The sequence below is a fragment of the Streptomyces sp. CA2R106 genome (assembly GCF_037034245.1).
In the GTDB taxonomy this organism is placed as follows: Bacteria; Actinomycetota; Actinomycetes; order Streptomycetales; family Streptomycetaceae; genus Actinacidiphila.
Map to the genome: position 1 here is coordinate 343,197 of NZ_JBAGKC010000005.1, position 25,134 is coordinate 368,330.

The 25,134-nt window shown below is 73.1% G+C and carries 19 protein-coding genes; 9 read left to right on the plus strand and 10 right to left on the minus strand.

What is annotated here, in order from left to right; translation table 11 throughout:
- Positions 1-76: 76 nt before the first annotated feature.
- On the minus strand, positions 77-3,166 hold the full coding sequence (locus tag WA788_RS10890) for a S53 family peptidase (protein WP_335975128.1): 3,090 nt from the start codon (positions 3,164-3,166) through the stop codon (positions 77-79).
- A 415-nt stretch (positions 3,167-3,581) separates the two neighbouring features.
- Here WA788_RS10890 and WA788_RS10895 point away from each other — a divergent pair, with 415 nt between their 5' ends.
- The 4 genes from WA788_RS10895 (at position 3,582) to WA788_RS10910 (ending at position 7,365) form a co-directional block, all read left to right on the plus strand.
- Positions 3,582-4,298 carry a hypothetical protein gene (locus WA788_RS10895; RefSeq protein ID WP_335975132.1) on the plus strand — a complete coding sequence of 239 codons (717 nt, stop codon included), beginning with the start codon at positions 3,582-3,584 and terminating at the stop codon, positions 4,296-4,298.
- A 118-nt stretch (positions 4,299-4,416) separates the two neighbouring features.
- Positions 4,417-5,439: an LLM class flavin-dependent oxidoreductase gene (locus WA788_RS10900; RefSeq protein ID WP_335975135.1), complete on the plus strand. Its 1,023-nt coding sequence runs from the start codon at positions 4,417-4,419 to the stop codon at positions 5,437-5,439.
- A gap of 547 nt (positions 5,440-5,986) precedes the next feature.
- On the plus strand, positions 5,987-6,832 hold the full coding sequence (locus WA788_RS10905) for a LysM peptidoglycan-binding domain-containing protein (protein WP_335975138.1): 846 nt from the start codon (positions 5,987-5,989) through the stop codon (positions 6,830-6,832).
- A gap of 143 nt (positions 6,833-6,975) precedes the next feature.
- Positions 6,976-7,365: a hypothetical protein gene (locus tag WA788_RS10910; RefSeq protein ID WP_335975142.1), complete on the plus strand. Its 390-nt coding sequence runs from the start codon at positions 6,976-6,978 to the stop codon at positions 7,363-7,365.
- Between the two features lie 38 nt (positions 7,366-7,403).
- Here WA788_RS10910 and WA788_RS10915 read toward each other — a convergent pair whose 3' ends face one another.
- Positions 7,404-8,549, minus strand: a complete 1,146-nt coding sequence (locus WA788_RS10915; RefSeq protein ID WP_335975145.1) for a site-2 protease family protein — start codon at positions 8,547-8,549, stop codon at positions 7,404-7,406.
- A gap of 101 nt (positions 8,550-8,650) precedes the next feature.
- Complete coding sequence (locus WA788_RS10920) at positions 8,651-10,378, minus strand: glycosyltransferase 87 family protein (RefSeq protein ID WP_335975149.1); 1,728 nt, start codon at positions 10,376-10,378, stop codon at positions 8,651-8,653.
- A gap of 273 nt (positions 10,379-10,651) precedes the next feature.
- Between WA788_RS10920 and htpX the strand changes: the two genes are divergently transcribed.
- Both htpX and WA788_RS10930 read left to right on the plus strand, forming a co-directional pair.
- On the plus strand, positions 10,652-11,554 hold the full coding sequence (htpX, locus tag WA788_RS10925) for a zinc metalloprotease HtpX (RefSeq protein ID WP_335975152.1): 903 nt from the start codon (positions 10,652-10,654) through the stop codon (positions 11,552-11,554).
- A gap of 182 nt (positions 11,555-11,736) precedes the next feature.
- Entirely contained in the window at positions 11,737-12,213 is a 477-nt protein-coding gene (locus tag WA788_RS10930) for a hypothetical protein (RefSeq protein WP_335975154.1), read from the plus strand.
- 78 nt (positions 12,214-12,291) lie between these two features.
- Here WA788_RS10930 and WA788_RS10935 read toward each other — a convergent pair whose 3' ends face one another.
- Positions 12,292-13,431, minus strand: a complete 1,140-nt coding sequence (locus tag WA788_RS10935) for a PP2C family protein-serine/threonine phosphatase (protein ID WP_335975156.1) — start codon at positions 13,429-13,431, stop codon at positions 12,292-12,294.
- 493 nt (positions 13,432-13,924) lie between these two features.
- Here WA788_RS10935 and WA788_RS10940 point away from each other — a divergent pair, with 493 nt between their 5' ends.
- Together WA788_RS10940 and WA788_RS10945 are read left to right on the plus strand one after the other, a co-directional pair.
- Positions 13,925-17,080 (plus strand): AfsR/SARP family transcriptional regulator, encoded by a 3,156-nt coding sequence (locus WA788_RS10940; protein ID WP_335975159.1) that lies wholly within the window; start codon positions 13,925-13,927, stop codon positions 17,078-17,080.
- 253 nt (positions 17,081-17,333) lie between these two features.
- Positions 17,334-17,471: a hypothetical protein gene (locus WA788_RS10945; RefSeq protein WP_335975163.1), complete on the plus strand. Its 138-nt coding sequence runs from the start codon at positions 17,334-17,336 to the stop codon at positions 17,469-17,471.
- A 163-nt stretch (positions 17,472-17,634) separates the two neighbouring features.
- Here the strand turns inward: WA788_RS10945 and WA788_RS10950 are convergent, their stop codons facing one another.
- The 3 genes from WA788_RS10950 to WA788_RS10960 all read right to left on the minus strand — a co-directional run bounded on the left by WA788_RS10950 (position 17,635) and on the right by WA788_RS10960 (position 21,715).
- Positions 17,635-19,299: a N,N-dimethylformamidase beta subunit family domain-containing protein gene (locus WA788_RS10950; protein ID WP_335975168.1), complete on the minus strand. Its 1,665-nt coding sequence runs from the start codon at positions 19,297-19,299 to the stop codon at positions 17,635-17,637.
- Positions 19,300-19,619: 320 nt separating this feature from the next.
- Complete coding sequence (locus WA788_RS10955) at positions 19,620-21,170, minus strand: DHA2 family efflux MFS transporter permease subunit (RefSeq protein WP_335975170.1); 1,551 nt, start codon at positions 21,168-21,170, stop codon at positions 19,620-19,622.
- 119 nt (positions 21,171-21,289) lie between these two features.
- The gene (locus tag WA788_RS10960; protein ID WP_335975171.1) at positions 21,290-21,715 is read right to left on the minus strand and encodes a DUF3291 domain-containing protein; all 426 of its coding nucleotides are present in this window, start codon (positions 21,713-21,715) and stop codon (positions 21,290-21,292) included.
- 87 nt (positions 21,716-21,802) lie between these two features.
- Between WA788_RS10960 and WA788_RS10965 the strand changes: the two genes are divergently transcribed.
- A complete protein-coding gene (locus WA788_RS10965; protein ID WP_335975172.1) occupies positions 21,803-22,552 on the plus strand; it encodes a MerR family transcriptional regulator in 750 nt (249 codons plus the stop codon).
- 141 nt (positions 22,553-22,693) lie between these two features.
- Here WA788_RS10965 and WA788_RS10970 read toward each other — a convergent pair whose 3' ends face one another.
- From WA788_RS10970 to WA788_RS10980, 3 genes are read right to left on the minus strand one after another with little or no spacing between them, the layout of a single operon-like run.
- Positions 22,694-22,864 carry a hypothetical protein gene (locus WA788_RS10970; RefSeq protein WP_335975174.1) on the minus strand — a complete coding sequence of 57 codons (171 nt, stop codon included), beginning with the start codon at positions 22,862-22,864 and terminating at the stop codon, positions 22,694-22,696.
- Positions 22,861-24,192, minus strand: coding sequence for an NAD(P)/FAD-dependent oxidoreductase (locus tag WA788_RS10975; RefSeq protein ID WP_335975176.1), 1,332 nt, complete (start codon positions 24,190-24,192; stop codon positions 22,861-22,863). The genes WA788_RS10970 and WA788_RS10975 overlap by 4 nt, the downstream gene beginning before the upstream one ends.
- An 11-nt stretch (positions 24,193-24,203) precedes the next feature.
- Positions 24,204-25,097 carry a 4'-phosphopantetheinyl transferase family protein gene (locus WA788_RS10980; protein ID WP_335975181.1) on the minus strand — a complete coding sequence of 298 codons (894 nt, stop codon included), beginning with the start codon at positions 25,095-25,097 and terminating at the stop codon, positions 24,204-24,206.
- Between the last annotated feature and the right edge of the window lie 37 nt (positions 25,098-25,134).

Here is a 25,134-nt window from a genome sequence, read left to right on the forward strand (position 1 = left end):
GCCGCGCCCGCACGCAGGCGCGCCTCCCGGCCGGGTGGGCCGGGAGGCGCGCGGTGCTGCTGAGTGCTGCGGAGGGTCAGGCGTAGTAGCCGAAGAGGTCGGCGACCACGTCGACCGAGCCGGCGCTGGCGTGGAAGTCGACCTTGCCGTCGACCACCGGGACCGTCACGAGGTTGGCGATGGTCTGCCCGGCCGACCAGTTGAGGTTGGACGAGGTGGGCCGGGTCTGCCCGTCGGGCCACACCGTGAGGACGCCGCCCTTGGTCCCGTTCACGACGGTCACGTTGAGGACGACCGCCTTGGCGCCGGCCAGAGCGCCGCCGTCGGCGAGGCTGAGCGACAGCGACCCGGTGGAGGCGAGCTGCCCGGCGCTGGGCGCCCCGGTGCCGTTGCGGGTGTCGAGCAGCCGGACCGGCCCGGCCGGGTGGAAGAGGGCGCCGCCGGTATCGGCCCGGTAGTAGCCGAAGACGTCGGCCACGAAGTGGGTCGTACCGGAGCTGGCGTTGTACAGGTCCACCGTGCCGTCCGCGCCGATCGGCACGACCACCAGGTTCGGTACGGACTTGCCCGCGATCCAGTTGAGGTTGGAGGAGTCGGGCCGGGTGGTGCCGCCCGGGTAGGCGATGAGGTGGCCGGAGGACGCCTCGGCGGTGGCCGTCACATTGAGGACGACGGCGGTGGCACCCGTGGCGGGCACCCCGCCCGCGCCGGCGACCTTGAGGGCCACCGTGCCGTTCGCCTTCACCGGCGTCGTCGTACCGACCCCGACCGCGGCGCGGGTGTCCAGCACCCGGGTCGGGCCCGCGGGGTAGTACGTGGCGCCGGACGACGCGGTGGAGAAGTACCCGAAGACGTCGGCGACGAAGTGCACGGTGCCGGACGAGGCGTTGACCAGGTCGACCTTGCCGTCGTCGCCGACCGGCACGATCACCAGGTTCGGGATGTTGCGCCCGGGCGTCCAGTTGAGGTTGGACGAGGTGGGCTGGGTGCCGCCGTCGGGGTACGCGATCAAGTGGCCGCCGGTGGTCTCGGCGGTGGCGGTGACGTTGAGCACGACGGAGGCGACGCCGGAGGACGGCACCGCGCCGCCCGCGCTGCCCGCGACCTGGAGGGCGACCTTGGCGCCAGCCGCGACCGGGGTCGTGGTGGTCACGCCGATCTTGGCGCGGGTGTCCAGCACCCGCGCGGGGTTGACCGGGGTGAAGGTGCTCCCGACGGTCGGGGAGACGGCCTGGCACAGCGCGGCGATCGTGGTGCGCGCGTTCTGCGGCGTGCCCAGGCCGGTGGTCAGGTCGTATCCGGGGCCTGCGGTGTAGAGGCCGGGGGGCTGGAGGTTCTGGCCAGGGACGATGTTGGTGCCGTCGGTGATGTCGTGGAAGGCGCTCGACGGGAGCCGGTAGAGCGCGGGGTTGGCGAAGCCGATCGGCCCGTCGGCGGCGCAGCCGAGGTCGAGGTCGGCCTGCGCGGCCAGGGCCGCCCAGGTCGGGGAGGCGCCGCTGGTGCCGCCGATGATGTACCAGCCCGCGTCCGCCGGGTCCTTGGACGCCTCGCCCCAGTCGACGAGGTAGCCCTGGTCAGGGTCGGCCAGCGCGGCCACGTCCGGAACCTGCCGGCAGTCCTTGTCCACGCCGGCGGAGCAGGCGTCGAAGTACCCGGCCCCCCGCCGGTCGGCCTGGTAGCCGCTGGCGGCGTCCATGGAGAAGTACGACGAGACGCCGCCGCCGGTGGCGCCGCCCTCGCTGTTCCAGGCGCTCTGGGTGGCCTTGGAGCCGGTCATGGTGGTGCCGCCGACGCCCAGCACGTAGGGCTGTCCGGCGGGGTCGTCCACGGCGACGCGGCCGCCGTTCGGGTCGTCGTTGGTGCCGTCGCCGTTCCCGTCGTACCAGCAGTCGCCGGAACCGTCGTCGCCGGAGGCGGCCGTCACGGTCTGGCCCTGGGCGGCGGCCTCGGCGAAGATCTGGTTCTCGCCCTGGAGGAACGCGCTGGACTGGTCGGCGGTGCAGGCACCCCAACTGGTCGATATGACCTTGACCTTGTTGTCCGTGACCATCTTCTGGTACACGTCCAGCACGTCCTGGTCGCTCGCGGCCGCCGCGTCGGGGCCCTGGTAGACGACCAGGGACGCCTGCGGGACGAGGCCGATCAGGTCCTCGATGTCCAGGGCCGACTCCACGCCGACCTGCGAGCCGTACGCGTCGACGGTGTCGGCCGGCGCCGTCGGGCCGCCGTCCACCTTCACGGCGCTGACGGAGACCTTCGTGCCGTAGCAGGACTGGTAGGCCGCGATGTCCTTGGTGCCGTAGTTCTCCAGCTCGAAGATGCCGACGGACACGCCCGTGCCGACGTCCGGCTGGTCGGCCATGCCGTAGGCGGTGGCCAGCGAACGGGGGCTCCAGTACGCCTGGGTGTCGACGGCGCCGGCCGCGGTGAGGGCCGACTTCGCCGAGGAGCACAGGGCCGGCGTGCGGCCGGTCACGGCCGGGGCGACCGTGCGGGCGCCGGTGCCGGCACTGGCGGTGGCGGTGGACGCGGCGGCCTTCCGCACCTGCGGCGACAGGTGCGGGGTGAGGTGCGCGAGCGTGTCCAGGCCGGTGACCCCGGCCACCGCGGGCGCCGCCTGGGCGGGCAGTTGCGGGGCGGCCGTGTTGACGACGCCCCTGCGGCCGTCGGCGGTACGGAAACCGGTGAAGCCGGTGTGCAGCGCCTTGGCCGCGGTCGCGAGGGTGGTGTGCACCGGCAGCGTCATGCCGTCGGCCGACAGCTTGCCCGCGGTCAGGCCCTGGGCGGCCAGGGCCGCACGGACCTGCCGCACGGTCGCGGCGCTCGGGCCGAACCTGGGGCCGAACTCGCCGGTGGCCAGGTAGTGGTGGTACAGCGGCGAGCCCGGTGTGGACACGTCCGCGATGAACGTACGCAGCGCGGCCGGGTCCCGCGGGGCGAGCTCGACGCCCAACTCGATCGCGGTGGCGCCGCTGGGCGCCGCCGTCCGCACGGCGCCCTTCGGCAGGTGCGGCGCCGTGCCGACCCGCTGCGGCGCCGCGCCGCCGCCTCCCCCGCTGTCCGCGACGGCCGCGGGCGCGGACGCCCCGACCACCGCGAGTGCCGCCGCGGCCACGACCGGGCCGAGCACCCCCCGGCGCCGACTTACGCGCCTGGCTATCCCCATCAACGCTTCTCCTTCTTCTGCGCCTCGGCCGGCCACACAGGCGCACTGACCACCACGCACACGGAAGTGCCCCCCGAACGGAACTCCACGCAAAGCCCCCCTTGCATGGCGGCTCGCCCACGGCGAGAGCCGACGTAGCTTTGTATCAGCTGTCCGCGGCCTGTTCGTCGTTCAGACGTGCGAGTTTTACCCGCTCTTGGCCATCTGTCGCCCGCGGGGCCCGGTTTTGCAACTTCCGCCGGGTGGGGCGCCGTTCGCCCGGCGCCCTCGAGGCGGCGGAACCGGTTCGTTGCCGTGTGGGGGTGCCGTCACCGTCATGTCACAGGGGGCGGACAGCGGAAACCCGGGAGGGGCGGCGGGCGGTCTTGGCGGGTGTCAGTTGATCCACTGGACCGTTCGACCTTTGGGGAACCGCATGAACCGCCTGAACCGCCGCCACGTTGTCGCCGCCACCGTCCTGGGTACCGCCGCCGTGTTCCTCGCCTCGGCGTGCGGGCCGTCCGACGCGGCGTCGGACGCGGCGGGCACGGGCAAGCCGTCGGCGCCGGCCGGCAGCACCGCGTCCTCCTCGACGACGGGGGCGACGCAGCAGCCGGCGGCCTCCGCCACGACCGACGCCCCCGCCCAGCCGGTCGGCAAGGCCGGCGGCACCACGGGCAGCACCTCCGGCGGCACCACCTCCGGCAGCAGCACCACCGGCGGCACGGGCACCTCGCAGCGCCCGATCCGCACCCAGACCCTGCCGGACGGGAGCAAGGCCGCGATCTACCAGCTCGGCGACGAGCACTACCGCGCCGACGTCACCGCGAACGGCGAGCCGTTCGTGACGCTGGAGACGCACGGCCACGACGCGGGGATCGACGCGAACGACGAGTTCATCGTGCTGAGCCTGGACGGGCAGCTGCACGCCTGGATGGGCGGCGACAACCAGGGCCCGGGCACGTTCAAGGTGGCCGGCGACTGGACGGTCAAGGTGACGAAGGTCGGCGAGCTGCACTTCCGCGCGCAGGTCATCGGCAACGACGGCGCGGTCGACGCGACGATCGACGCCGACCAGCAGGACGTCGGCCTCGACGCCAACGGCGTCTACATCGTGCTCAGCGACGGCGGCGTGCTCAGCGCCCACGAATAAACTCCGCCGCCGCCCCGCAACGGAGTTGGGGTATTCCGCATTCCGCCGGAAGGGGGGGAATCGCGGCGGCCGTTGCGGGGCGGGAATCAAACGGGGGCCGCCGGTGGTTCAAGGGCACGTGAAGAAGATGGGATTCCTCTCGTTCGGGCACTGGTCGCCGAACCCGCACTCCGGGACCCGGTCGGCCGCCGACTTCCTGCACCAGTCCATCGACCTGGCGGTCGCGGCCGAGGAACTGGGCGTGGACGGCGCCTACTTCCGGGTGCACCACTTCGCGCGGCAGGCGGGCAGCCCTTTCCCGCTGCTGTCCGCGATCGGCGCGCGCACCTCGACCATCGAGATCGGCACCGGCGTGATCGACATGCGGTACGAGAACCCGCTGTACATGGCGGAGACCGCGGGCGCGGCGGACCTGATCTCGGGCGGCCGGTTGCAGCTCGGCATCAGCCGCGGGTCACCGGAGCAGGTCATCGACGGGTGGCGGTACTTCGGCTTCGCGCCCGCGGAGGGCGAGACGGAGGCGGACATGGCCCGCCGCCACACCGAGACCTTCCTGAAGGTCATCGAGGGCGGCGGCTTCGCCCAGCCGAACCCGCGGCCGATGTTCCCCAACCCGCCGGGGCTGCTGCGCGTCGAACCGCACTCCGAGGGCCTGCGGGACCGCGTCTGGTGGGGCTCGGGGTCGAACGCGACCGCGGAGTGGGCGGGCCGGCTGGGGATGAACCTCCAGAGCTCCACGCTGAAGGACGACGAGACGGGCGAGCCGCTGCACGTCCAGCAGCGCAAGCAGATCGAGGCGTACCGGGCGGCGTACCAAGCGGCCGGGCACAGCCGCGAGCCGCGGGTGTCGGTCAGCCGCAGCATCTTCGCGCTCACCGACGACCGGGACCGCGCGTACTTCGGGCAGGACCGCGAATCCCGCGACCAGGTCGGCATGATCGACGAGAACACCCGGGCGATCTTCGGGCGGTCGTACGCCGCGGAGCCCGAGGCGCTGGTGAAGCTGCTCGCCGAGGACGAGGCGATCCAGGCGGCGGACACGCTGCTGCTCACCGTCCCCAACCAGCTCGGCGTCGAGTACAACGCGCACGTGCTGGAGAGCATCCTGACCCACGTGGCGCCGGAGCTGGGCTGGCGCTGAGCCGGCCGGGCAGCCACCCGGCGGGGCATCCGAGGACAGAAGGGCGGGCCGTTGCGGCCCGCCCTTCCGCATGCCGCCGCTCAGCGTATTCACAGGAGTGACATAACCCGCCAAATCGCCCATAGCTCCGGCCGGGCGCACGCCCTTATGTCCGCTTCGACGCCATAAGGCAATTTAAGACCTTTTGCACATCTAAGACATTATTAAGAATGGAACGCGCCCGCACTTTCCGCGCCCGCGTCCTCACGTCCCGTTCGCGCCTCGGCCGCTCTCACGTGATGCACAGCATAGGACGCACATCACCTACGAAGAAGCTTAGTGCATTCGCCGGCGGGCGCTTCCCGGGAAAAGCCGGGCGGACGACTCGCGGCTCACGCGGAAATCAATGCCGTCTACTAAGCGGCATAGCACTGAGGGCAATTGTGGACCCTTTTATCGGCTGCTAACAATGTGCTCGCCACAGCGCATCAATCGAATGAATTGCCGGTCGGAATGCAGAGGGGGGCCGACCACCGCCGACAAGCAATCGTGGAAGAGGTCCGCAGCCATGCCCAAGCACGCCCAGAACCGCTCGACGAAGCCGACCGACTCGCTGAGGAAGCGCCTGGTCTCCACCCGCGGCGCCGTCGTCGCCGGCACCTTCGCCGCCATCGCCTGCGCCGCGCTCACCGGCACCGCCCAGGCCGCGGAGCCGTCCGCCGCGAAGAGCGCGCCGCAGACCGCGGACGCCACCCACTCCGGGCGCGCCGTACACAAGGTCGTCGACTACACCGTGAAGCGCGGTGACTGGCTGGCCGCGATCGCCCGTGCGCACCACACCCCGGGCGGCTGGCCCACCCTCGCGCACCTCAACAAGATCAGCAGCCCGTACGTCATCCAGCCCGGCCAGGTCCTGAAGGTCCCGACCGGCACCGGCTACACGGCGACGACCTCGTCCGGCTCGACCGCGTCCTCCAGCTCCACGAGCAGCAGCACCGCGTCCAGCACGTCGAGCAGCAGTTCCACCGCGTCCTCGACCGGCACCACGGCGTCCGACGCCGCCTCGACCACCACCACCGCCACCACGACCTACCCGGACAACCTGAACGGGTGGATCAACGAGGCGCTGGCGATCATGAAGCAGAACGGCATCCCGGGCACCTACAACGGCATCTACCGCAACATCATGCGGGAGTCGTCCGGCAACCCGAACGCCATCAACAACTGGGACTCCAACGCCGCCGCGGGCACCCCGTCGAAGGGGCTGCTCCAGACCATCCAGCCGACGTTCGACGCCTACCACGTGGCCGGCACCTCGACGAACATCTACGACCCGGTCGCCAACATCGTCGCCGCGTGCAACTACGCGTACCACGTGTACGGCTCGATCGACAACGTCAACGGCCCCTACTAAGCCGCTGACCGGAGCCGTCCCCGACCGCTCCTCCCGCCCCGGCCCGCCGCCCCTCACCGGGCGGCGGGCCGGGGCGTCCACGCGCCCGCGCTACCCTGCTGCCTTGACCCGCCGGACCCCGGCGGGCGGAGGGGGGACGTGTGATGGGTACGCAGCGGGCCGCGACGTTCCTGGCCGCCACCGCGCTCCTCGCCGGGGGCGCGCTCGCCGCCGGCGCCGCCCCGGCCGCCGCCGCGACCCCGCGGTTCGAGGGCACCGACACCATCCCCGTCGACGGGTGCGCCGTCGTGCAGGAGATCGAGCTCCAGGGCTCCCCCGCCCACGACTACATGCGCTGGGAGACCGTGGGCGACTCCACGGGCTGCTCCGTCTGGATACAGGACGACGCGGACGCGAGCGCCGACGTGATCGAGTCCCAGCAGATCGCCACCGCCGGCTACCACCACAGCGCCTGGTACTACGACGGGCCCGGCCACCTGATGGCGGTCTGCGTCCGCCTCGGCTCCACCTCCGCCTGCGGCCCGACGAACTAGCCGGGCCCCGACGCCCGGGCGCGGGCCCGGCCGCAGGCTCAGTGGCTGTGGACGCTCGGCGGCCAGGCCGGCGGGTGGGGGCGCCGGCGGGCGAGGGCGATGAGGTCCTCCACGGTGATCATCCCGACGACGTGCCGGTCCGCCATGACCAGGATCGGGCGGCCCGCGGTGGTGACCGCGTGGTCCAGGACGTCGGTGACCTGCTCGTCGGGCCCGGCCAGGGTGCAGGTGTCCAGGGGCGCGGCGATGTCGCGGACCTTGACCTCCTCGCGCCGGGCCGGCGGCACCGAGCGCAGCGCGGCGAGCGTGACCACGCCGCTGGAGCGGCCGTCGAAGTCGGTGACCGGCACCACGGGCTGGCCCGCGGCGCGCGGCACCGTCTCGGCGACGAAGCGGCCCACGGTCTGCCAGTCCTGGCCGGTGGCCGCCGGCCGCATCGCGTCGGACGCCCGCAGCCCGCGCACCGCCTCGAACAGCATGCTCCTGCGCACTTCGGAGAAGGCGGCCAGCAGCACGAACAGGCCGACCAGCGCGAGCCACAGCCCCGCGGTGCCGCCGGTCAGGAACTCCAGCCAGCCGCCCGCCACCATCAGCGCACCGGCCACCTGGCCGCAGCGCGCGGCGATCCGGGCGGCCTGCTCGCGGTCGCCGCGCAGCCGCCAGACCACGGCCTGGAGCACCCGGCCGCCGTCCAGCGGCGCGGCCGGGATCAGGTTGAACCCGGCGAGCAGGACGTTCGCCCAGCCGGTCCAGGCCAGCAGCGCGGCCGGCAGCGTCCAGTGCAGCACGCCGCCGGTCAGCGCCGCCGCGCCCAGGCCGACCGCGCCCAGCAGCAGGCTCGTCAGGGGGCCCGCCGCGGCGATCCGGCCGGCGTCGCGCGCCTTGCCGGCCGTCCCCATCCGGGTCACCCCGCCGAGCGCGAAGACCGTGACGTCCTCCACCTCGACCCCGGCCCGGCGGGCGACCAGCGCGTGCGCCGCCTCATGGGCGACCAGGCTCACCGTCAGCAGCAGCGCGCCGACCACGGCCAGCGCGTCGTAGATCCCGTGGGAGTGGCCGGGCGCCCAGGCCGGCAGCACACCGGAGGCGAGTTCGACGCTCAGGATGACGATCAGCAGCGGCGCGCTCCAGTGCACCCGCAGCGGCACACCCGCGACCCGGCCCAGCGGTGGCGATCCGTTCATCGCACCTCCCACACCCGTGCCCGGCAGGCGTACCCGCCACCGGGCGGGCTCCGCCTCACCCTCCAGTCTGCTCCCGTACGGGCGCGGCCGGGATACCGCTGCTACGACCCCTCGTCCGCGGCGGGCCGCGGGGTCTCCCGGGCGGCGGGCAGGAAGGTGAACACCCAGGTCCGGTACGCCCAGAAGCGGAACGCGGTGGCCAGCGCGATGCCCACGACCTTGCCGGTGCTGCTGCGCAGCGGGCTGCTCCAGCCGAGCCCGCGGGTCTCGCCGTAGAAGACACCGTTCTCGATGGCGGCGCCGACCACGCTGAAGGCGAGGAAGAGGGTGATCCGGCGCAGCCGGCGGCGCGGGTCGCAGTCGCGGTAGGTGAAGAAGCGCAGGCCCACGTAGTTGAACGCGATGGCGGCCAGCGTGGCGATCGCCCCGGCCTGCACCACCAGCAGGGAGGTGTAGTGCCGCAGCAGGTTGTACACGCCGAGGTTGACCAGGACGCCGGCCGCGCCCACCGCGCAGAACCGGACCGCCTCCCGGGCCAGCCCGCCGCGCGGCGCCCCCGCCGGTTCGGTGCGTGCCCCGCGGCCGAAGCCCGGCCGCTTCAGCCGCGCCACCGACCAGCCCGGCGTCACGGCCGCGGCGGTGGCGAGGAAGGCGATCCCGGCCAGCGGGTAGAGCGCGGCGACCAGTATCTGCGCCGCGTTCTCCCGGAGCTCGGGGCTGCCCGGGCCGTGCGGCAGCATCCACATGGCGGCGCAGCAGAACGCCACCACGCAGGCCGCCGCGCCCGCGTACCAGCCGGGCGTACGCCGCTGGAGCGCCTCGTAGCAGACCAGGACCACCAGCGGCACGTCCCACACCCAGTGGTGGGTCCAGCTGATCGGGCTGACCAGGAGTGAGGTGACGCCGGCGGCCACCACGGCCCAGGCGGTGCCGCGGGGCAGGCGCGGACCCGCCGCCAGGGCCGCGACAGCGACGGCGGTGCCGAGGGCGGCGACCAGGACCGCGAGAACGAGCCAGACGGCAGTGGGGTGCGGAGTGTGCTGGGCGCGGGCGACGATGCCGCGGACGGACTGGTTGGCGACGTTCACCGCCGACCCGGACCGGCCGGGGGCGAAGGCGCAGTCGGTCCAGTAGCGCAGCGAGTCGTGCGGCAGCGCCGCGGCGGCCAGCAGCGTGGCGCCGGCGAAGGTGCCGGCGGCGGTGAGGAGGCGGCGCAGCCAGCAGGTGCCCTGCCCGCGGGTGGCGACGGCCGCCCCGGCGAGCACCACCAGGAACAGCAGCGGGGTAACCTTGATCGCCGCCGCCAGTCCGGTGCCGGCCCCGGCGAGGCGGCTGTCGGGGCGGCGGGTGAAGTCCCACAGCACCAGGCAGACCAGCAGGATGTTGACCTGGCCGTAGCGGAGGGTGGACCAGACCGGTTCGCTCCACACCGCCCCCGCGGCCGTGCCCAGCACCGCGGCCGCACCCGGGCGGCGGCGCAGCACCAGCCGCAGCGACAGCGCGGCGAGCACCACCGTCAGCAGCAGGTTCCCCGCGGTGACGGCGGTGCGCATGGGGGCGACGCCGAGCCAGGTCAGCGGCACGAACAGCAGCCCGGCGAAGGGCGGGTAGGTCATCGGCAGCATCGCGGGGGTGGCGCGCATCGCGTACAGGTCGCCGCCGGCCCGTACGGTCTGGCCCGCCGCGCGGTAGACCATGACGTCGATGAGCGAGACGTGCGCCGCGCGCTGGGCGACCCACACGGCGGCGAACGACAGGGCGCACAGGGCGGCCGCCCACCTCACCCGCAGCGGAAGGACCATGAACGCGATGCCCGCCTCTCGACGCATCCCGCCAGCCCGACTGCTGACGCTCCCTCAGCATGGGATACGGAACCGGCCGCGCCGCGCGGACGCCCCCGCCGGCCGGTGCGCGACACACGGGCAGGCGCCGCCCGGACGGGTTGCGCGGCCGCGCCGGGCCCTCGGTGCATGGGTGCTGGACGCACCGTGCCGCTTCGGCGCCCGGCACAGGGGCGATGACCTGCTGGTTTCCTCCCGCCGGGGGCTGCGGCGGAGCACACTGGAATGGGCGGGGGGCGAGTGGAGAGGCGGTGACCGGTCGTGCGTTCCCGGTTCGCGCCCGACTGGCGGCTCACGGTCCGGATGGTGACCGTGCTCTTCCTGCTGGGCCTGGTGTTCGTGGCGTTCGTCGCGGTGCTCGTCGCCCTGCTGAAGTCCGTGGTGGTCGTGGTGGTGATCGCGGCCGGGGTGCTGGCGGCGCAGTACTGGTTCTCCGACCGGATCGCGCTGTTCGCGATGCACGCCCACGAGGTCACCGCGCAGGAGCAGCCGGAGCTGCACGGCGCGGTCGACCGGCTGTGCGCGCTGGCCGACATGCCGAAGCCGCAGGTGGCGGTCTCCGAGATGGACCTGCCGAACGCCTTCGCCACCGGCCGCAACGCCGACCACGCCGTGGTGTGCGTGACCACCGGCCTGCTGCGGCGGCTGGAACCCGGTGAGCTGGACGGGGTGCTCGCGCACGAGCTGTCGCACATCGCGCACCGGGACGTCGCGGTGATCACCCTCGCGTCGTTCCTGGGTGTGCTCGCCGGGCTGATGGTGCGTTTCGCCTTCTACTCGGAGCTGTTCGGCCGGGGCCGGCGGGACCAGAACACCCTGCTGATGCTCACCTTGATCATGGCGGTGTCGGTGGTGGTGTACTCGCTGAGCTTCCTGCTGATCCGCGCGCTGTCGCGCTACCGCGAGCTGGCGGCCGACCGCAGCGCCGCCGAGCTGACCGGCCGCCCGTCGGACCTGGCGTCCGCGCTGGTCAAGGTGAGCGGCACCATCGCCCGTATCCCCAGCGAGGACCTGCGGACGGCGCGGGCGTTCAACGCGTTCTTCTTCACCCCCGCGCTGAAGGAGGGCTCGCCGCTGGCGGCCGTGTTCTCCACGCACCCCAGCCTGGAGCGCCGGCTCGCGGCCCTCGCGAAGCTGTCCACGGAGCTGGGCCTGCACGCCTGAGCGGCGGCCGTCCCGCCCGGACCGCCGGGTCCGGGCCCGCGCAGTACCGTGGAAAAGCGGTGCCGACCGCGAGTCGGCGCGCAAGGACGCCAAGGGACGACCAGGGGATGTGCGGGGGACGTCCAGGGGACGTCCGACAACACGGTGGCGCCGGTGCAGGCCGGAAGCGAGGTACTCGGACGATGGAAGCCGACCGTATCGACCGCATGGTCGACCGACTGCGTGCGCGGGACGTCATGGCCCATCGAACCGAGACCGGGGTGTACAGCTACGGCATCCGCGTCGTCCTCGGGGACGGCAGCGAGGCCCTGTGGACGCCGGGCGGACCCGCCGGGCTCGACGCCCAGGTGCTCCGCGACGGTGTGCTCATCGGCTCCATCCCGCACATCCCCGGGTCGGAGCGGTTCACCGACGAGGAGGCGGTCGAGGCGATCGCCACCGCCCGCTACCGCGAGGACGGGCTCTATCCGGCCGACCGCGAGGAGAGCGGGTCCGGCGGCCCGCAGCGTGCGGGCGGCCCCGAGCGGGACACCCCGAACACGGCGCCGCCGGGCGGCGGGGGTCCCGGCGGGGGCCGCGCGCGGTCGGGTACGGCGCCCTCGCCCGCGGGCCCGCCGCGCCATCCGTGGCTGCGGCCCGGGCACGGCCGGCCCCGCTGAGGCGGCCGGTACGGCGGGGGTGTCGTACGGCGTACGGCGGGGGGCCGGCGTACGGCGGGGGTGTCGTACGCCGGGTGCTTACAGCGCCGGGCCGCCGGCCGGGGTGTCCGCCGGGCCGGTACGGGTGATGGCGAGCAGCGCGGCGTCGTCGGCGAGGCGACCGCCGGTGTGGTGGAGCAGGTCGTCACGCAGGTGATCCAGCAGGTCTTCCGGGGACAGGGCGGGCGGGAAGGCCGCCACGCGCTCGGCGAGCGGGTAGAAGACGCCCTGCCGGGAGCGGGCCTCGATCAGTCCGTCGGTGTAGAGCAGGAGCGTGTCGCCGTCGCCGTACGGCAGCTCGTCGGCGTGCACGCCCGCCATCGGCAGCAGGCCGGTGCCCAGGGGCGGCACGGGCGCGGTGCACTCGGGCGTGCCGATCCGGCCGTCGGCGCCGATCACCAGCGGCGGCGGGTGGCCGCAGCTGGCCACGCGGACCGGGCCGCCGCCGTCGGGGAGCTCCAGCAGCAGCGCGGTGATGAAGTGCTCGCCCGGGTCCTCCCGGCTCTCCGCGACCTCCTCCATGTCGCGGATGACCCGTTCCTCCAGCGCCGCCACCAGCCCGGGGAGCGTGTCGCAGTACCGCGCCGTCTCCCGGAACGCGCCGAGCACCGCCGACGCCTCCCCGATCGCGGGCAGCCCCTTGCCGCGCACGTCCCCGATCATCACCCGGGTCAGGTCCGGGCGTCTGCGGGTGACGGCAAACAGGTCGCCGCCCATCTGCGCGTCGTCCTCGGCGGCGAGGTAGCGCCAGGCGATGCGTAGCGGCCCGACCTGCTCCGGCGGCGGCCGCAGCAGCACCCGCTGCGCGGTCTCGGCCACCAGCCGGACCCGGCTGAGCTGGCGGCTGCGGCCTTCGCGGACGTAGCTGAAGAAGACCAGCAGGATCGACAGCACGACCAGCGCGACCAGCTGCCACACCCGCGGCTGCGTGCCCGACTCGCCGGTCACGTCCGCGACGAGCAGTTGCCCGCCCACCGCGAAGAGCGCGATCAGCGCGGTGCGCCACGGCCCGGCGAACGACGCGGTCAGCGCGGGCGCGACCACCAGCAGCGGGCTGAGGAACACCTCCCGGGGCGAGACGGTGTCCGCGACGGTGATGACGACCACGAGGGCGAGCGGGATCACGATCGCCAGCGGCGGTGTCCGCTCCGTCAGGTCGTCCAACCGCCGCAGGTCCATACGGCAGATTTTAGGTCCGAACAGCACATAAGGTACGCCCGAGCCGCTCTCCCTTCCCCGCGGGCGCCGCAGCCCGCCACTCCGTACGCGCCCTGCCGGGCCGCGGTCCCGTACGCGAAGCGGCTGACCGTCCGGAAGCCGGCGGGTGTCACCGGGGGGCGCCGCGTGCACATGCAGCCCGCCGTGCACATCTCGGGCCTGGATGGTGACACCCGACAACTGAGCCTCTCCACTGATGGTGTTGTGATGCACCTCGTGCGACGAACCGTCCACGGACCCCCCAGGCGATCGACAGTGCCCCACTTACGGTCACCTGTCGTCTACCCACCCCGCCACCCGCACCCCCTGCCGCCACAACCGGGCAAGCCGGCGCGCGGGGCGATCCGGCCACGCTTCTGGAGGGTATGGCACCTTTTCCCCACCGGTGCCATCCTCGTCGTGAGGGACGGACCAGCGGGGAGGGGCGCTGGTGGAATTCCACATACTGGGACCGGTGGCGCTGTGGGTCGACGGCGAGCGCCAGGAACTCGGATCGGTGAAGGAGCGGACGCTGCTGGCCGCCCTCGCACTCGAGGCGGGGCGCCCGATCGCACTGGACGCACTGGTGGGCCGGCTGTGGGACGGAGCGCCGCCGGACCATGCCCGCGAGAACGCCCACACCTATGTCTCACGGCTGCGGGGGCGCCTACGGCGCGCGGCCGGCGGCCCCGACGCACCGCGCATCGCGACCCGCGCCCACACCTACGTCCTCGAAGCCGAACCCGACTCCGTGGACTGGCACCGCTACCAGCGGCTGGTGGCCGAAGCCGTCCGCCGTGAGGACCGGACCGCCGTGGAAGCCCTCGCGTCGGCCGACGCGCTCTGGCAGGGCGAGGCACTGGCCGGGCTGCCCGGCCAGTGGGCCGAGACGGCCCGGCGGATGATGTCCGAACGCCACCTGGCCGCCACCCTGTCCCGGCTCGGCGCGGAACTGCGGCTGGGCCGGTTCGCCGAGAGCGTCAGCGAGATCTCCGCACTCGTGGCGCAGTATCCGGGCGACGAGACGCTCCTGGGGCATCTCATGCTCGCCTACTACGGCAGCCGGCGGTTCACCGACGCGGTGCGCGTACACGAGCAGGCCCGCCGGTTGCTGATGGAGGAGTACGGCGCCCGGCCGGGGGCCGCGCTGGAACGCATCCACCTCGGCATCCTGAACCGAGCCCCGGCGGCAGACCTGGTCCGGGCGGCCACGACCGCTCCCGGGCCGGCGGTGGCCACCGCGCCGCAGCCCGACCCCGCACCTGCCCGCTCGCCTCGGAACCTCCCCCACCAGCCGCCGCTCATCGGCCGGGACACCGAACTGCGCGCCCTGACCGGGTCCATCGACGCCGCCCGCGGAGGATCGGTCCTCGCGCTGGAGACCGTCAGCGGCATGGCAGGCGTCGGGAAGACCGCCATCGCGGTGCACACCGCCGCGGAACTCGCCGGCGCCTACCCAGCCGCGCAGCTCTACCTCGACCTGCGCGCGCACTCTCTGCTCCAGGAGCCGCTGAGCCCGGACGCGGCACTTGCCGTGCTGCTGCGGCTGATCGGCGCACCCGCGGAGGACATCCCCGTCGACGTGGAGGGGCGGGCCGACCTGTGGCGCACCATGCTGGCCGAGCGCCGTGCCGTCATCGTGCTCGACGACGTCCTCGACGCCGACCAGGTACGCCTGCTGCTGCCGAGCGACACGCCCTCTCTGGTCATCCTGACCAGTAGGCGGCACATCAGCGGGCTGCCCGGCGCACGCAACATCCTGCTCGACGTCCTCCCCGGGGACGACGCGGTCGCGCTGTTCCGGAGGTTCGCGGGCGAGGAGCGCACCCGGGACACGGTCGAAGTACGGCGGATCGTCCGCCTGTGCGGCTTCCTTCCGCTCGCCATCGAAGTCGTGGCCAACCGCTTCCAGGCTCGCAACGCGTGGACCCTCGCCACCCTCCGCGACCGGTTGCTGCGCAGCCCCGAGCGCCTGGCCGAGATGCGGGACGCCGACCACGAAGTGGCCCGAGCCTTCGACCTCTCCTACCGGACCCTCACCAGAGCGCAACGCAGAACCTTCCGGCAGCTGAGCCTGCACCCCGGTCCCGACTTCACCGCCGAGACCGCCGCCGCTGCCCTGGGCCTTCCCTTGGGAACCGCGGAACGGCTGCTGGAAGACCTCCTGACATATCACCTCTTACGTGAGCCCGTACCCGAGCGCTATCAATTCCATGATCTTCTACGGCATTATGCCTTCGGCCTCACCAAGGCGGAGGATGACGATCATGTGCGCACCCGGATCGTCGATCGGATGATCAGCTATTACGTTCAGGCCGTCGACGCCGCCGACCGGCTGGCATATCCCGACCGCCTGCGCGCGATCTCATGGCCCGTCACATACCGTTGTGAGCTGCCGAGTTGGGCTGACGCCGACGCCGCAAGGCGGTGGCTGGACACCGAACGCGAGAACGTCCTGGCGGTCGAGGCATTCGCCCGGCGCCACGGAAGCCCCGAAAGTGCCGCCCGCCTCGCGTTCTGCGTCGCGGGATTCCTCGACGCAGAATGCCACTGGCAGGACGCCGTCGAGGTACTGGGGCACGCGGTGGCCCACTGGTCGCAGGACGGCCCCCGGCCCGTCCTGTGCCGCGCGCTGCTCGGCCTCTCCAATGCCCTGGCGAGCACCGGCCAGTACGGGGAAGCAGCCGACGCGGCACGGCCCGCGCTGGAGATCGCCCGCGCGGCCGGCGACCGCCCCGCCGAGGCGGAGGCCCTCCGGGCGGTCGGCGCCCTCCAGTGGCACCGCGGCGAACACGCGGCCGCACTCGAATGCTTCCAGAATTCCTACGACATATACGCCGACCTCGGCAGCCGCGGCGACCAGTCCCGCCTGGCAAACAATATTGGCGTGGCGAGCCTTTATCTGGGCGAGAACGAAAAGGCCATCGAGAATTTCCGGAGATCCCGCGCCCACTCGATCGAGATCGGCCAGAAGAAGGCGGCAGCCGTTGCTCTGAACAATCTCTCCGACGCTTTTCTGAGAATCGGAAGGATAGATCTCGCCCGGCATGCCTCGGAGGAAGCAATTCCTTTACTGGACGCCTCGGGAAACCGCTACGACAGAGCGACGGCACGCAGCAGCCTCGCCGATATCCTCATCGAACTCGGGGAGACGGAAAAAGCGCTGGAGTTGTGCCGCTCGCTGCTGCCGGTCTTCCTTTCACTGGACGACCGGAAGAGCTATGCGGACGTCCTCGTCAGCATGGGCGAGGCGCATCGCAAGCGCGGCTCCTTCGGAGAGGCGACGACGTCCTTCACGGATGCCCTCCAGGTCGCACGGGACATCGGGGCGGCCCACCAGACGGCGCAGGCGCTCCGCGGCATCGGACGGACCGAGCTCGACGAGGGGCAGCTCGACAGCGCCCGGACCCATCTGGAAGAAGCCGTCATGACCGCGACGCGGATTCACGACCTGGACGAGGTCGTGGAGGCACAGACCGTGCTCGCTCATATACTGTCATCCTCGGGGCATATGACAAAGGCGCGCAAACTCCTGCGGCAGGCTCTCGCGGCCGCCCGAGTGCAGCACCACCGGGCAGCGGACGTCATAGCACGGCAGTTACAGGACCTCGACGGCGTCACGGACGCCTGACGATCACGCTCCTTATACTCCTCGCGGGCACATCACGTCGAATTCGCCGACGAGGCGGCAGATGATCTACGCTCCAGGGTTCTCAACGTACCTTGATCTGGAGCGCGGCTTGATTCGCATACCCTCGCCGAGGGCTGCCCTTTTCGTGGGCGCAACCTTGTCCAGCATCGGCATCATCACCCTCGCAGCGTCCGCAGCGGCAACCGCCGCATCACCGGCCCCGTCCGGGGTATCCGTCAGCTCGGTCCGGGGCGTGGCACTCCCCGAGCCGGACGTCGCGCCGGCGGCTCCACCCGCCGACTCGACGCCGTCCACGGCGACGGTCGTGGAAGCGAAGTGCATCCTCCTGGCGAAGAACAACGACAGCAGCCCGACCCTCGTCTCCGCCTGAGCAGCACGTCTCCCGACCAGCCGCGGCCTCCCGCAAGGATGTCGCGGCGGTTGGCGTTCACGGCCCGCTGCCCGGCGGGGACGAGAGACACACTATGCCTTCTTCAGAGCTCTGACAGAGCTTTTTGCGTTGCCTTCGCGAGCGGTCAAAAGATCTTGAGGACTCAGGACGGGTAGAGGCGGGAGAGGTTGGGGCGCGGCGCGGGCTGGCGGTGGAGGGCGGGGCCCTGGGCGAAGCCGGTGAGGAGGTTGTCGGTGACTTTGGTGACGAACTCCCGGGTGCGCGCGTCCATGCCGTGGTCGCGGCCGTCGAGGCCGGTGCCCGCCATGAGGCCCTCGACCCAGCGCATGGTGCCGGTGGCGTAGACGCCGGCGCCGCCGGGGGCGGTGTAGTACGCGGAGTCGGAGTGGCTGTGCCGCCCGTGGCAGACCAGCGGCGAGTGCGCGACGACCTCGATCGGCGCCGGGGTGGGGGCGCTGGGGGTGACGCGGTCGTACTCGACGCCGACGAGGTGGGCGAAGCTCTCGCCGCGGCGGACCCCGGTGCCGCGGAAGACCCAGTGGTCGGGGTTCTGGACGACGAACGGGGCGTCAACCGGGAAGCCTTCGTACAGGACGCCGGTCAGGGACGACTCCGGGTCGGCGCCCGGTCCGGCGCGGAAGTCGGTGGTGGCCATCTTCGGGTGGTCGGCGAGGTACGGGTCGTCGTAGTAGTCGGTCTTGAAGCACACCACGGCCGGCGGGGCGCCGCCGGTGGCCGGTGCCAGCCGGACCCGGCGGAAGCAGGTGTTGGCGCCGAGGAAGAGGAGGTTGGTGCCCTTGTCGCGGGCGGCGGTGACGTGCCGGCGCTGCTCGGGCGTCCAGTACTCGTCGTGGCCGAGGGAGACCGCGGTGGTGGCGCCGGCCAGCACCGACGGGTCGCGGTGGACGTCCACCCCGGTGGTGTACGCGAGCGGGATGCCCGAGCGCTCGGCGAGGACCACGGCGGCCCGTTCGTAGACGAGGAACTTCTCGGCCCCGTTCTTGGCGTAGGGCCGTTCGAAGGAGACCTCGTAGGAGCGGCGGGAGTAGGAGCCGTCCGAGCCGTAATAGAGGCAGCTGCCGCCCCAGTCGTTGTACGCCTGCCAGGTCGCCGGGGCGTGCATGAGCAGGGTGCGGCCGCGGGCGGCGGTCGAGCGGACCACCAGGGGGACGTACCGCTGGTGGCCGCTGTCGGCCTCCAGCCGCAGCAGGTAGGCGCCCGCGGGCCAGCCGGTGGTCGGGATCTCCATGGCGCGGTCCCAGCCGGCGCTGATCATGCGCGTGTCGAGGGTGGTGCTGCGCCGGTCCTGCCGTCCGCCGCGCGCGGTGTGCGAGGCCCACACCAGGGCCGCCTGCGCGCCGCCGTACCAGCCGACGCGGAAGGCGGAGACGCGGAAGGTGCGGGAGGGGGTCGACACGTGCAGCCCGACGGTCTCGCCCGGCAGCACACTGACCCGGTCCGCGTAGCCCTCGATCGCGTGCGGCGGCCCGGTCGGGCCGAGCCGCCAGTCCTTGGTCCCCTTGGGCGCGGCGTGCCCGGTCAGGCGGAAGGCGCCCGGGTCGGGGGTGGGGCGCGCGGAGGGGGCGGGGTGGGCGTGGTGCGTACCGGCGCCGCACCCGGCGGCGGTGACGGCGACCAGGCCCGACGCGGCGGCGCGCAGCACCTGGCGCCGACCGGGGGCCGGTCCGGTGAGGGCATCACCGCGGGGGGCGTCGGTCGGGGCCGGTGGTGGGGAGAGGGCCGGCGGGGCGGGTGCGGCGGGTTCGTCGGGGCGCCGCCGGGACGCCTGCTGCCCGCTGCCGTGCATGAGCCGCCGTCCTCTCCGTACGCGCCCGCCGCCCGCGGGCCCGCGCCCGCACACCGTCCCGATCCTGCGGCAGGTCCGGCCGGCGGGCACGGCGGACACGACCGGGACGGTGGCGGATGCCGCCGTTGGTCGCGCCCGGCGTCGACCGGGTGGCGCACCCTCCCGGCGAAGGGCGGTGGAGGGCGGCAGCGGAGGGCATCGCAGCGCAGACGGGTCCGTGGCACACGCCGCCCAGGGCCAAGGGAGGACGGCGCGTGCCACGGAGTCGCAGGAACCGGGCGGTCGTACGGTCCCGGGTGCGGCGCCGGTAGGGTCCCGGGTCAGTCCGCCGCGGGCCGCACCGCGCGCAGCCCGACCACGGTCGCGCCCTCGGCCACGGCCCCTTCGGACGGGGCGGCTTCGGCCGGCTCGCCGTCGGACGTGTCGCCGCCCTCGGCCGGCTCCGCGGGCGGCGACACGTCACGCGGGATGAACAGCGCGCAGATCCCGCCCGCCACGACCACGCACACCCCGACCCACGTCGCCGGGTGCAGCCCGTGGACGAACTGCTGCGCGCCGAGGTAGCTGCCGCTGCGGGCGAAGACGGTGCCGAGCACCGCGACGCCGAGCGCGCCGCCGATCTCCCGGACGGTGCTGTTGGCGCCGGACGCCTGCCCCTGGTTCCGGGGCCCGGCCGAGGCGAGGACCACCGCGGCGGTGGGCGCGAAGACGAAGCCCATGCCGGCGCCGCCGATGACCATGCCGCCGACCAGGTGCGAGTAGGGGGTGTCCGCGGTGGCGGCGAGGTTGATCCAGGCCAGGCCGATCGCCTGGAGGAACAGCCCGAGCGCCATCAGCCGCCCGCCGCCGACGCGGTCGGTGAGCAGGCCGGCGACCGGTGCGATCACCATCGGCATCAGCGTCCAGGCCAGGGTCAGCAGGCCCGCGTGCAGCGGGGTGCGGTGCGGCGCGATCTGGAGGTACTGGGAGAGCATGAAGATCGAGCCGAAGACGCCGAAGTACATGCTCGCGGAGACGATGTTGGTCAGCACGAACGCCCGGGCCCGGTAGAGCCGGAGCGGGAGCAGCGGGTGCGCCGCCCGGCGCTGCCAGAACAGGAAGAGCAGCAGCAGGACCGCGCCGCCGACGAAGGCGCCGAGGATGCGGCCGGAGGACCAGCCGTCCTGCTGGCCGTTGACGATCCCCCAGACCACCGCGACCAGCCCGGCGGTGGCCAGCACCATGCCGAGCAGGTCCAGGTGGGTGTCGGGGACCTTGCTCTCCCGCAGCACGAAGACCACCAGCGGGATGGCGACCACGCAGACGGGGACGTTGATCCAGAAGATCCACTGCCAGGCCAGGCCGTCGACGACCGCGCCGCCGACCACCGGGCCCATGGCGATGGCCAGCCCGCTGAACGCGGACCACAGGCCGAGTGCGAGGCTGCGCCGGCGGGCGGGCACCGCGGCGCCCAGCAGTGTCATCGACAGCGGCATCACGGCCGCGCCGCCGAAGCCCTCGACGACCCGCCAGAAGATCAGCTGGCCGCTGGTGTCCGACAGGCCGCAGCCGATCGAGGCGAGGGTGAAGATCGCGATGCCGCCGAGGAAGACCTTCCGGCGGCCGAAGCGGTCGCCGAGCGCGGCGCCGGTCAGCAGCAGGCAGGCGAAGCTCAGGACGTAGGCGTTGACGAACCACTGGAGGTCCTGGCTAGACGCGTGGAGCTTGACCGCGAGCGTGCGGAGCGCGGTGGAGACGACGAGGTTGTCGAGCGCGACCATGAACATGGGCACGCTGCACGCGGCGATCGTCAGCCAGAGCGGCAGGGTGCGGCCGCCGGCCCCGGGTTCCGCGGAGGGCGGTGCCACGCCCTCCTCTTTCATCGTGCTCATGACACTCCTTTGCAAGTGTCGGCGCCATGGCCGACCGGTGGTGGGCCCCGGCCCGGGGACGGGGGACCCCGGGCCGGGTGTTCGGGGCGGGCGGCGCAGGTCGGCCGGCGGCCGTCAGGTCAGGAGGCGGCGGCGCGGCGGCCGGCCTCGTCGGCCCGCGCCTGCTCGGCGAGGTGCTGCTTGGCGTCGTCCCAGGTGATCGGCAGCTGCCCGACCGGGACGGTCCAGAAGGTGAAGGTCGAGTCGCGGCAGGTGGGCCGCAGGCTCGTCATGATGTCCCGGTGCGGCGCGGTCCTGGCGAAGGCGTAGAGGGAGTCCCGGGTGTCCCAGGCGGAGAGCGTGAAGAAGGTGCGCTTCAGCGGCTGGGCGATCAGCGAGGCCCCGAGCGCGCCCCGGGCGGCCCGCACCTGGCGCCACGCCACCAGCGACTTCGCGAAGAAGCGGGGCACGTCCTTGGCGGACCGCACCTCGAACCGGGATGCCATGACGAACGCCTCGGTGTTCGGCGCGGCCGGATTCGGAATCGTCCAGGGAAGAGTGGGCACCGTAACCCCTGCCTTCATAATTAGTGAGTGGCAGTATCTATACTAGACAGTGCCAGTACCCAATTGCCAGTCGAGAGCAGGAACGTCTTGCGCATCTCCGAGCTGAGCCGCCGCAGCGGAGTCCCGAACGCGACCATCAAGTTCTATCTGCGCGAGGGCCTGCTGCCGCCGGGGCGGGCCACCGCGGCCACCCAGGCCGAGTACGGCGACCAGCACCTGCGGCGGCTGCGGCTGATCCGGGCGCTGATCGGGGTGCGCGGCCTGACCGTGCAGCAGACCAGGGACGTACTGGGCGCGGTCTCCGAGAACGAGGCCGACCTGCATCAGGTGCTCGGGCTGGTACTGGGCGCCCGGCCGGTGGACAAGGAGAACGCCGAGCCGGTGCGCGGCCCGGCCGGGAAGGAGCCGAACCCGGCGGGGACGGGCCCGCGCCCGGCCGAGGTGGAGGCGGAGACGGCCGCGACGAAGACGGAGACGGGCCCGTCCGAGGAGGAGCCCGACCCGTCCGAGGCGGATGCCGGCCGGTCCGAGGTGGACGAGCTGCTGGCGGAGATGGGCTGGGAGATCTCCCCCTACTCCCCCGCGCAGGGCGTCGTCGCCGAGACGCTGGAGACGATGCGCTCCCTCGGCGCGGACTACAGCTGGCGCTCGCTGCTGCCCTACGCCCGGATCGCCGAGGAGACCGCGGTGCTCGACCTCGACCAGCTCGACGAGGAGGACGACCTGCTCGAACGGGCCGAGCGGGCCGTGCTGTTGACGATCCTGCTGGAGCCGGCCCTGCTGGCGCTGCGCCGACTCGCCCAGGAGAACGAGTCCGCGAAGCGGCACAGCCGGTGAGCGGCCCGCCCCCGCCGCCCGGACCGCGGGCCCCGGGCGGCGGTCCGGCGGACCGCCCACCGGGCCGCCCGCCGGGCCGCGGTCCGGCGGCACGTACGGGTACGGGCAGTAGCGGAACCAGAAGCAGAAGCACGGTCAGGATCAGGCGGCTTCGGCCGGAGCCTCGCCGTCCGGCCCGTCCGGGTGGGCGCCCGGGTGGGCCTCCGGATCGACCGCCGGGCGCACCCCCGCGCTCATGCACACCAGTTGCCACCAGCTGAGCGTGAGCAGCCGGTGCCGTTCCTCGTACGCCGTGTCGTCGATGGCGGTCATGTGCGCTGCCTGCCTTTCGCGTCAGTGGCCGGGAGTTCGCGCAGGAGCTGGGCGGCGGCCTCCATGCCGGAGGAGAACGCCGCCTCGTGAGATCCGATTTGATCCCAGTGCAGCTGCTTGGAGTGGAAGTAGGACCCGCAGAGCTTCACCCGGGTGCCCTCGTTGACCTGGTAGATGTCCTTCTGGAGCTCCCGCACGCGGACGTCGATGATCGGGTGCGTGTACGGGAACTCGGCGATCACCCGCTGCGGGTCGATCGTGCCGGGGTAGTCGAGGGTGACGAAGTAGTCCTGCTCGGCGGTGAAGCCGTGCAGCTTGTTCATGTAGTAGGCGACATAGGTGCCGGCGGCGCCATCGACGGAGACCTTGCCGTAGTTCCACGCCTCCCAGCGCTCGCGGGTGCCGGGCATCACCGAGGCGTCGGTGTGCAGCACCACCCGGGACCGGTTGTAGTGGATCGGGCCGAGGACGGCCCGCTGCCGCTCGGTGGGGTTCTCCAGCAGCGCCAGCGACTCGTCGGCGTGGGCGGCCAGCACCGCGTAGTCGAAGGTCTCGCTGCCGCGGGCGGTGGTCACGGTGACCCCGTCGGCGTCCTGGCGCACCCCGGTGGCCGGCTCGGCGATCCGCAGCTCCGGGCCGATGGCGGCGATCGCCTTGCGGACGTAGGAGATCGAGCCGCCGCCGACGGTGCGCCAGTCCACCCGCTGCCCGCCGAGCCCGCCCTCGTCGTGGCCGAGGAAGAACGCGATGACCGTGGCCGCCGGCATCTGCCAGATCAGCTCGGCCGGCACCGACCAGACCGCGGAGCACAGCAGGATCACGTACGAGTGGCGGAACTCCGCGCTGTAGCCGCCGCGGTCGAGGTACTCGCCCAGCGGGATGTCGGCGCGCCCCCGCACGAAGTCCTTGCGGCCCTCGGTGTGGAAGCGGCGGGCCTCGCGCCAGATGGTGAGGAACCGCGGGTGCGTCTGGCCGTAGTGCGCCCGCACCTCCTCCTCGCTCCAGGCCAGTTCGGTGGTGCCGTACTCCAGGCCGCTGTCGAGGTCGAAGAAGTTGAAGCCGCCCAGGTGCTGGACCGGCTCCACCCCCAACTCCTCGAAGAAACGGTAGATGTTGGGGTAGGCCGGGCGGTTGAAGACGACGAACGCGGTGTCGATGCCGAGGACCTTGCCGTTCTCCTCGACCTCCACGGTGTTGGCGTGGCCGCCGAGGCGGTTCTCCCGCTCGAAGAGCGTGATCCGGGCGCGGTCGCGCAGGTGGTAGGCGGCGGAGATCCCTGCGGCACCGGCACCGACGATCGCAACGCGTGGGGCGGGGTTCAGCGGCATGACGGTTTCCTTCACAGTCCGGCGGGGAGGTCGAAGAGATCGGTGCAGTGCGGGGCGCCGGGGCGCCCGTCGGCTGCGGCCACGGCCAGGACGTGGTCCGGGCCGGGGTGGAGCAGGTCGAAGCGCCAGCGGTCGCACTCCCCCGGGGCCAGCTCGGGGTCGTCGACGGTGACACGGTCGTCGGGGGCTGCGGACGGGTACGGGTACGGGTGCGCGTACGGCTGCGGGCGGCGCGCGTACGGCTGCGGGTTCGCATACGGGCGCGGGTTCGCATACGGGCGCGGGCGCGGGCCGGTGAAGGTGAAGCCGGACAGCGGCCGGGTCAGGCCGGTGCCCAGCGCCTTGAGGTAGGCCTCCTTGAGCACCCACAGTTCGCTGAAGCGGGCCCGCCGCTCCGCCTCCGTCAGGGCGGCCAGTTCGGCCTGTTCGGGGGCGGCGAAGCGGCGGGCGAGGTGGGCGACTGCTTCCGGGGAGGCGGGGGCGCGCTCGACGTCCACCCCGCAGGCGCCTCCCCGGGTGACCACGCACGCGATGAGGCCGTCGGTGTGGGCGAGGTTGAACCGTAAGCCGTCCGCGGCCGGTTGGGGCTCGGGGCGGCCGAACGGCCCCTGGCGGAACCGCCATTGCTCGGGCGGCAGTCCGGTGGCGGCGCTGAGCGCGTGGCGCGAGAGCAGCCGCGCGCCCAGGTAGCGGCGCCGGGCGCCCTCGGTGGGCAGCCGGGCGTGCCGGGCCCGCTCGTCGGCGGTGAGCAGCCGCAGCCCGCCGGTCTCGGCGGCGAACCGCGGCACGGCGTACTCGGGCAGCAGCCACAGCCGCGGTGCCGCCGGGTCGTCCGCCAACCGGGTTGCGGAGGCCGGCTGTTCTGCGCGGTACGGGCGGGTCGGGTCGGTCGTGCGGTGCGTCACGGGGGCCTCCTCCTCACGTCGGGCGCCGCGGCAGGCG